The following is an 8,103-nucleotide window of genomic DNA, read 5'->3' as shown; positions in this document are numbered from 1 at the left end:
TATTTTATTAGCACTTTCATTTCCATTTAAGTAACGCTCAACTGCTTGTAATTTATCTTCTACAGTATATTTAGCCATAGAAAAACTGCACCTCCTATTGTTAGATGTGTCAAACAATTGGGGTGCAGTTCACTCTTTACTATTTGCAGACATTTTTTCTTATTATAAACTTCCGACCAATCTGGATATTATTTTAATTAAAAAAAATACTGTTTTGAATATTTAAATCTTCTAAATGCGATAAGAGATGGTTTCATATTTCACTTCGCAGTACTCCATAGTTACTTCGAAACTTTTCCAAATTTTGTTATTTAGTCTATTTTCTCAGGCTATGAACTATTCAAACAAAGCGATCACTCACGACATATTAATAGTAAAGTAAAGCTAATTTAGCCTTATACCTCCAAAACTTTTTACTAAGGGCCACTCCAATCCCAAGTGACCCTTTTTTATTGTCTTATCCCACAAAAACATATTTTTTAATGCCTATTGTTGAATGGATGAATACCCCACCACTTCTCTACAGCTAACATATTATATATTGTAGAAAGGAGGGTTTTTATGGGATACTACGGAAATGTAGGTAATTTTAATAATAGTTGCTGCGGAGGAAATAACTATAGCTATGGTCGTGGCACTGGTTCAGCATTTGCGCTACTCGTTGTTCTATTCATTCTTCTAATTATTATCGGAGCTACTTTCATGCAAAGAGAGTATTAACATTTCCAATTTTCAAGTGTTAGGCTTTAGCCTCTATTCAGATTGCATAATTGATAATAAAGGTTAGCGCCTTCATTATTGGCAAAAATAGTAGTGTGATGCTAATCTATCAACCTTTAGCACCTCTCTTCTGAACAAAGGGTCGCTCCCAGCCTGGTGACCCTTTTAAACATTTCTTTACTCATATTGTTCATTAGTTTACTGTAGTGTGTGACGATGCTGCGGCTTTTCATGTTATAATTATCAAAGACTAGGATAATTCAATGAGCGTATTTGCAGCTTTTCCCTTTTGTTCTTAATGACATGAAGATCAAAAAATTAGAAAAACGCATCGAAGAACTTGAAAGAAATAAGTAATTATTTTATACATAATGAGATTTTAGAGCGATGCTTTAATCGCTCTTTTTTCGTTTAATACTCAAAATGTTCAGTATCTATTTGAAAAATTTAGCACCATCGAATTGTTCATAACCACTTCCTTTTCTATAGTCAGCAATTACAACACCATCTTTATCGAAATAACGAGTTTCCCATTGCGGATGACAATTTTGACTAAAATTATTACTGTCATATCGAACATTAATATTTAATGAGTCGTTACCTGACGTTATAATGCCTATCCTACCCATTTACCTCTACTCGCATTCCACGCTTTAAAAATGCGATAGAACGCTTTTCTTTTACGTTTTGTAATGATATTAATGCCATCGTCATTCCCTTCCTCCCTGTATAAAATCTTTCTTAAATTCCATTTAATTAAAATGTTATAGTGCTAAAAACTGGCACAAACGTTCGTATACAGTTATAATTATCTTATCTTAAAAACAAAAGGAGTCTTGCCATATGAATCAAAGAGTTACCTACTATGATGTTGCACCTGATGGTATGAAAATTATGATGGATATGGAAAAATACACCAAGAAGTCTACAATTAATCGAGCAACTAGGGAACTTATCAAAATTAGAGTCTCTCAAATTAATGGGTGTGCGTTCTGCATAGACATGCATACATCCGACGCTCGTAAGATGGGTGAAACCGAACAGCGTATTTATTGTTTAAATGCTTGGAATGAATGTACTTTTTATACACTTGAAGAGAAAGTTGCACTAGAATTATCTGAGCATATAACTTTAATTCCTACTAAAAGAGTTCCAGATGATCTATATAAGCGAGTACGTGAATACTATGACGAGAAACAGTATGTTGACCTTGTTCTAATCATCAATCAAATCAACAGTTGGAATAGAATTTCAATTGCAATGGGGAATACAGCAACTGAAAAATAATAACTCTTTAACGAACATCTCACGGTGTTCGTTTTTTCCTTCCTTTGTTCGCAATTTCTTTCGACTGATCCTCACAAAGAGCAGTTTGAAATTACAATTAAACTAAGGCAATTTACTTTTTTATTGCACATTTGAAATCCTTCACAAAAAAATGTCTGCTTTCCACTATAAGCAGACATTTTTTTAAATAATAATTTTTTTGAGATATGTATTCTATATCGAAATGGGTTTCATTTCCTGAAGTTCTTGATTTATTGACTTTGCACTTGAGAATGTAACTTTCTTTTCTACTCCATCTTCATCATAAGCAGGCAAAGTATAGTAACGTCGATTATCTTTCATTTCCCCCGCTCCTTGTATTTGTACATAATATTGATCAGCTGCAATTTTGTTTGGTGTAGATGCGTTACAACCAGCCGCAAAACTAGCGATAAGCGTTAAAATAGCACTTAAGACAAGTATTTTTTCATAGTTACTCCTCGTATATAAATTGTTCGTGTAATTTGTCTTCTTAATTTCTTACATCTTCATAAGTAACTCTTAACGATATCAAAATATCAACCTAGATATTTGAACAAAACTAAAGAGCATGTTTTGAAAAAGATTGTTCAAAACATACTCTTATTTAATGTGGCTGATTTAATTCTAATTAGATTTTAGTTTATCTTCATTTTCAAGGATAGTCCTCTATAGCATTTCAAATTTTATTTCTTCAACTAACTCAAGAACTTCATTTAGTTTAGGTTCAATTGTATCAAATAGATTGAGTATTTCTTGTCCACGGTCATTAAGATCACAAAATTTCTCGTTATGACATACTTCAATTCATTATCGTGAGCAATGGCATTTGAAAAAGCTGCCGCCTGAAAAATACAGACAGCAACTTCAACTAGAGTAGCTGTTATGATCTGTGCAAGCTACAGTAAATAATTTAATTTTCTATTAGTTTTTTTGGCATACTCATTTTTTGAGATGCTTGTTTTTTAAAAATTTTGTAACTAATAAATAGCTATTGGCCCATAAGGACCTTCGATAATTTCTATTTTTGTTTCAAAAATATCTGTCAAAATTTTCGAGTCCATAACCTCTTCTACTGTTCCAAAAGCGGCAATTTGTCCATCTTTCATAGCACAAATTCTATCAGAATATTTGGCTGCAAAATTTATATCATGCATAACAGTCAGAATTGTTCTTCCAAATTCATTAGCCGCACGTCTCAAATGCTCCATCATTTGAACAGAACGAGCAACATCAAGGTTGTTCAGAGGCTCGTCCAAAAGTACATATTCAGTCTCTTGGCATAAAACCATTGCTACATATGCCCTTTGCCTTTGACCACCTGAAAGCTCATCTAAATATCTATCTTCTAAATCAGTCAAATCTAAAAAATCGATATATTTAGAAATAATAGCCTCATCTTCTTTCGTTAATCTTCCCTTTGAATAAGGAAATCGTCCAAATCCAACTAGTTGTCTAATAGTAAGCCTAGTTACAAAATGATTTTCTTGTCGCAATATAGTCAAAATTTTTGCTAAGTCTTTTGATTTGGATTCAGAAACATCCATATTTGCCACCTGAATTTGACCTTCTTCCATATCCAAGAGTCTTCCAATCATCAAAAGTGTCGTAGACTTTCCAGCGCCATTTGGTCCAATTAAAGAAGTAAAACCCGCTTTTGGTATTTCAATATTCAAAGGTCCTATTTTCACCTTATCAGTATAGAACTTTTTAACATTATCAATTTTTATCATAAAGCCCTCTTCCTTAAAACTACAGTTAAAAATATTATTCCACCAAATAATTCGATAATAACTGAAACTACACCTTGAGCATGGAATACATGATACATCAAAAAGTATGCACCCGTTATTATCAAATATCCTATAGCAAGAGCCATTGGAAAAATATATCTATGATCATAAGTTGACGCCGCCTGATAGCTCAAAGTTGCTACTAAAAAGCCATAGAAAGTCAGTGGTCCAATCAAAGCTGTTGAAATTGACATCAAAATAGCAACTAATACAAGCGTATAAATTACACTAAATTGATATTTAACTCCAAAAGAAGTAGCAACATCCTTTCCTAGTGACAATATATTTAGATTCTTAGAATGAGCAAGAAGTAATAATGCTACAATTATTACCATAGGAATTACAATAGGAAAATATGCTGAATCTGCATTATTAACAGAACCAAACAATCTTGCCTGTAAAATATCAAATTCAGAAGGCGCAAGTAGTCTTCTCATGAAAGTTGACACAGAATTTAGCCCAGTGCCCATAATAATTCCAACTAAAAGCATAAGTTGTAAATTCCCGTATTTACCAGAAAGTAGCCATCCATAAAGTATCAAACTCATCAAGACCATAACAACAACTTGAAATAAAAATGATCCAATCCCACTAAAATTTATCAATGCACTAGCACCAAAGAAAAATATTGTACTAGTATGAATTGTTGAGTAAAGTGCTTCGAAACCTAAAAGCGAAGGAGTTATAATCCTATTATTCGTAATCGATTGGAAAGCAACAGTCGACAAGCTCTGACAAACTGCAGCAATAATCATTGCAACAAGAGCTACTATCCGTCTCATAACAACTGGGATAAAAGAAGGCGAATCTACTGGAACTGGATTGTTATAAACTAAAAGTCCATATGAAGAAAGAATGCCCAAAGCAATCAATGTTATTAGCAAAATCCAATAACGTCTTTCTTCCTTCTTAGAACGAAAAGCCCTAGCTGATCTATTTTCATTATGAAGGCTAGAATCGATTTCGACATTTTCTTTATTTCTATATTCCAATGTGTTCATCGGTGCCTCCTTGGTTTTCTTTGTCTCAATAAAATAGTAATAAACACGACTGACCCCACTGTTCCAAGTATTAAAGAAACAGGTACTTCAAAAGGCATTATAATTGTTCGAGAAATTATGTCACAGGCAGTTATAGTCCCCATTCCTATCAAACATACCCAAGGTAAATTACTCCTAAGATCATCGCCTCTAAACATTGAAACAATGTTTGGGACAATTAAACCCAAGAAAGGTAAGTTTCCAATAACAGCTGCAACAATTCCAACTGCAAAAGAAATGAGAACAGTACCAAAAAGAACAATCCTGTTGTAATTAACGCCAAGGCTTGTTGCGACATCTTCTCCTAGTCCAGCTAAAGTCAATCTATTAGCATAAAGAAAAATAAGCAAAGTAACGATAACAATTAGCCATAAATATTCATATCTTCCCACCTGAACGGCCGCAAAAGAACCTACAAACCAAGTTTCAATACTTTGCGTCATTTGAAAAAAGAGTCCCATAAAAGTGGACACTGCAGAAATGACTGCTCCAAGCATCAATCCAATAATCGGGACAATTAAAGACGAACGAAGTTTAACTCTTCTTAAAAATAAAAAGAAAATCATAGTTCCTATAAAAGAAAAAATGATTGCACCAGTCATTCTTAGAACTAAAGTCGGTGCAGGAAATAATAAATAAACAAAAAGCAGCCCTAAACCTGACCATTCAATAGTCCCTGTAGTAGTAGGTTCAACAAAACGATTTTGTGTAATCAGTTGCATTACGAGTCCTGCCATTGACATTGCAGCTCCAGTAAGCATTAATGCAACTGTTCTCGGAACGCGAGTTATGAAAAACATCTCCATTCCATCCTCTTGTCCACGTATATCATAAACTCCAGTAAACAGTGATATAATGCCTAAAATAATAACAACTATAATCGCTAATATAAAAGGTTTTGTCCATATCTTATTGTAGTTATAAAATTGGGGTTGAGAATTTATCTCAACCCTAGAAGTTACATTTTTTAGCACTATCTTATACTCCTTTACACTACTTAGCTAAAGTATTTGCAAGGTTTTCAAACAACTCTATATAAGTCTGAATTGATTCATTTGTGTAAGTATCTGCTGGTGCATAAACAATATGTTTTTTAGAAACAGCAGTTGTTTTTTGAAGAGCAGGTGACTTAGCAATAACATCCTGAGCAGGAACTGAATCTTCTTCACCAGATATTGCAGCATCACGATCTAATACGAAAAGCCAATCAGGATTACTTTGTGCAATAGCTTCAACAGAAACTTCATCACCTTTATGATCTGAAGTAGAATCGGCAACTTCTAATGCTGGTGCCCAACCGAAAATTTCATACATTGGTCCCCAAACACGTCCAGAATGAGGAGCTGAAAAACCAATATCCCCACCACCAACGATAACACTCATAACTTTATCTGTTCCATTATAAGCAGATTTAGCATTTTCGATAACTTTATCAAAATCAGCTACCACTTGTTTAGCTTCTTCATTTTTATCGAAAATTTTTCCTAAAGCAATTGTAGAATTTTTAAGTCCATTTACTAAGTTTTCCCCAGGCGTAGCAGTTTCCTCAGAAACATCTACATTAAGATCAATAACAACTGCATTTGGCACTAATTTTTTGATATCTTCGTAATAGCCAGCAAATCTTTGACCGATGATTACAAGTTCAGGGTTTGCAGCTGCTATAATTTCAAGATTTGGTTCGCGGTGATTTCCAACATTTTTAACTGAATCGTCCTTTACATATGGTGAATCCGCAGGCATTACATCCTTTGGAACAGCTACTAAGTCAATTTTCCAATCAGCTAAAGTTTCAAAAGTTCTATTATCCAAAGCAACTACATTCTTTGGATTTACAGGAACAGTAACAGTTCCATGGGCATCAGTGATTTCAACCGTCGCAGGTTTAGCAACCTCTTTACTTCCATTATCTTCATTAGACTTTGACTCTTGATTAGATTTATTACTTGAATCTGAACAAGCTACTAACATCAATGTCAAAACTGCGATAATACCAACAAATTTTAAAAACATAGATTTCTTCATACATATACTCCTTATGTAATTTATTTTGAAAATGATGAAGTCTATAGATTGAATTGGATAGTAATTGCTACCCTCCCAATTGCTATTGATAATCATTTTCATTTGGTCGTTCTGTGAATTAGTATAGTCTTTAATTATGTGAAAATCTTGTGAAGGATGTAAGTTGATAAAGAAAGTTGCTTTCAAGCATAGATTGGATGCAAAAAAGTATTACGTGAAGTATTCTTTTTATAGTTTCCGTCTCTTCAATATCTTCCAGAAACTGTTTGGTTATCAGATTTAATAGAACAAAAAAACGAGCAAAACTGGTTGAAACTGTTTTTACTCGTGTTTTTTCAATTATGTTTAATATTGCTTACTGTGACAAATTGTACTTTACCTATTATCTTATTTTTACTATTCAATCATTGAATAGCCCCTGCCATGTATTGTTTGAATATATCGGTCTTTCTTCTCGCACTTTAGCTTTTTTCTTAAATACCCAATATATAAATCCACTACATTTGGATTGACTGCTACGTCATATCCCCAAACCTGGTTCAAAAGCATTTCACGGCTCAATATTGTATTTTTATTCTTGATTAAAAATACAAGTAAGTCATACTCTCGCTTAGTAAGCGGGAAATTTTCGCCACCTCTTGTCACAATATTGCGGGATCCATCCACGAAGAGATCTTTAAAGCGAAAGAAATTAGTCTCGATTGGCTGGATACCGTCCCCTCTTCTTAAAATAACTTTTATCCTTGCTACTAATTCTTCTTTCACAAATGGTTTTCTTATATAATCATCTGCTCCCGCTTGTAATCCTGCTATGCAGTCCTTGCTGGACACATTGTCGGTCACAATGATTATTGGTGTCGTTTTAACAGCCCGTATTTGTCTGCAAATTTCCGGTCCAGATATACTTAACGAATCCCAGTCCAATACGATAAGATCCCAATCTTGCTCATATACTATATTTAAACCTTTGTTTTCATTGTGAAGTGTTAAAATGAAATAGCCTTCTTGCTTTAGACCGCTTCCGATTTTCTTTGCTAAAGACCGTTCATTCTTAATTACCAACACCTGCTTCACCTATGGTTCACCTCTACTTCATTACATAAAATAATTTATCAAAAAAAAGAATATCGGATTTATAAATCTTAAATTTCTAAAAAAACTATTATAACAACTTATCAGGATAAATTTGGGCGAATTTACAATAAACATGTATAAAATAC

Annotated in this window: 9 protein-coding genes; 2 read left to right on the top strand and 7 right to left on the bottom strand. The window is 33.4% G+C overall.

Annotation, left to right across the window (positions count from 1 at the left end; all coding sequences use genetic code 11):
* Positions 1-561: 561 nt before the first annotated feature.
* Entirely contained in the window at positions 562-720 is a 159-nt protein-coding gene (locus ABH968_RS13160) for a YjcZ family sporulation protein (protein WP_370044527.1), read from the top strand.
* A 434-nt stretch (positions 721-1,154) separates the two neighbouring features.
* Here ABH968_RS13160 and ABH968_RS13155 read toward each other — a convergent pair whose 3' ends face one another.
* A complete protein-coding gene (locus ABH968_RS13155) occupies positions 1,155-1,349 on the bottom strand; it encodes a hypothetical protein (RefSeq protein WP_370044525.1) in 195 nt (64 codons plus the stop codon).
* Between the two features lie 214 nt (positions 1,350-1,563).
* Between ABH968_RS13155 and ABH968_RS13150 the strand changes: the two genes are divergently transcribed.
* Positions 1,564-2,007, top strand: coding sequence for a carboxymuconolactone decarboxylase family protein (locus ABH968_RS13150; protein ID WP_370044523.1), 444 nt, complete (start codon positions 1,564-1,566; stop codon positions 2,005-2,007).
* Positions 2,008-2,220: 213 nt separating this feature from the next.
* Here ABH968_RS13150 and ABH968_RS13145 read toward each other — a convergent pair whose 3' ends face one another.
* From ABH968_RS13145 to ABH968_RS13120, 6 genes are all read right to left on the bottom strand, one after another.
* On the bottom strand, positions 2,221-2,394 hold the full coding sequence (locus tag ABH968_RS13145) for a DUF1093 domain-containing protein (RefSeq protein ID WP_370044542.1): 174 nt from the start codon (positions 2,392-2,394) through the stop codon (positions 2,221-2,223).
* 611 nt (positions 2,395-3,005) lie between these two features.
* Complete coding sequence (locus ABH968_RS13140) at positions 3,006-3,758, bottom strand: iron ABC transporter ATP-binding protein (RefSeq protein ID WP_370044521.1); 753 nt, start codon at positions 3,756-3,758, stop codon at positions 3,006-3,008.
* Positions 3,755-4,819: an iron chelate uptake ABC transporter family permease subunit gene (locus tag ABH968_RS13135; RefSeq protein ID WP_370044519.1), complete on the bottom strand. Its 1,065-nt coding sequence runs from the start codon at positions 4,817-4,819 to the stop codon at positions 3,755-3,757. Before ABH968_RS13135 ends, ABH968_RS13140 begins: the two co-directional genes overlap by 4 nt.
* Positions 4,816-5,832, bottom strand: coding sequence for an ABC transporter permease (locus ABH968_RS13130; protein WP_370044518.1), 1,017 nt, complete (start codon positions 5,830-5,832; stop codon positions 4,816-4,818). The genes ABH968_RS13135 and ABH968_RS13130 overlap by 4 nt, the downstream gene beginning before the upstream one ends.
* 19 nt (positions 5,833-5,851) lie before the next feature.
* Positions 5,852-6,883 (bottom strand): siderophore ABC transporter substrate-binding protein, encoded by a 1,032-nt coding sequence (locus tag ABH968_RS13125; protein WP_370044516.1) that lies wholly within the window; start codon positions 6,881-6,883, stop codon positions 5,852-5,854.
* Between the two features lie 396 nt (positions 6,884-7,279).
* Entirely contained in the window at positions 7,280-7,957 is a 678-nt protein-coding gene (locus ABH968_RS13120) for a response regulator transcription factor (RefSeq protein WP_370044514.1), read from the bottom strand.
* Positions 7,958-8,103 lie beyond the last annotated feature (146 nt).

It is taken from the genome of Lysinibacillus sp. RC79 (assembly GCF_041262405.1).
GTDB lineage: Bacteria > Bacillota > Bacilli > Bacillales_A > Planococcaceae > Lysinibacillus.
This window is presented reverse-complemented; position numbering and strand designations above follow the sequence as displayed.

What these genes read in the sequence shown, in the direction of transcription:
- ABH968_RS13160 (WP_370044527.1), top strand. Translation starts at nt 562, where the DNA reads ATGGGATACTACGGAAATGTAGGTAATTTTAATAATAGTTGCTGCGGA.
- ABH968_RS13155 (WP_370044525.1), bottom strand. Translation starts at nt 1,349, where the DNA reads ATGGGTAGGATAGGCATTATAACGTCAGGTAACGACTCATTAAATATT.
- ABH968_RS13150 (WP_370044523.1), top strand. Translation starts at nt 1,564, where the DNA reads ATGAATCAAAGAGTTACCTACTATGATGTTGCACCTGATGGTATGAAA.
- ABH968_RS13140 (WP_370044521.1), bottom strand. Translation starts at nt 3,758, where the DNA reads ATGATAAAAATTGATAATGTTAAAAAGTTCTATACTGATAAGGTGAAA.
- ABH968_RS13135 (WP_370044519.1), bottom strand. Translation starts at nt 4,819, where the DNA reads ATGAACACATTGGAATATAGAAATAAAGAAAATGTCGAAATCGATTCT.
- ABH968_RS13125 (WP_370044516.1), bottom strand. Translation starts at nt 6,883, where the DNA reads ATGAAGAAATCTATGTTTTTAAAATTTGTTGGTATTATCGCAGTTTTG.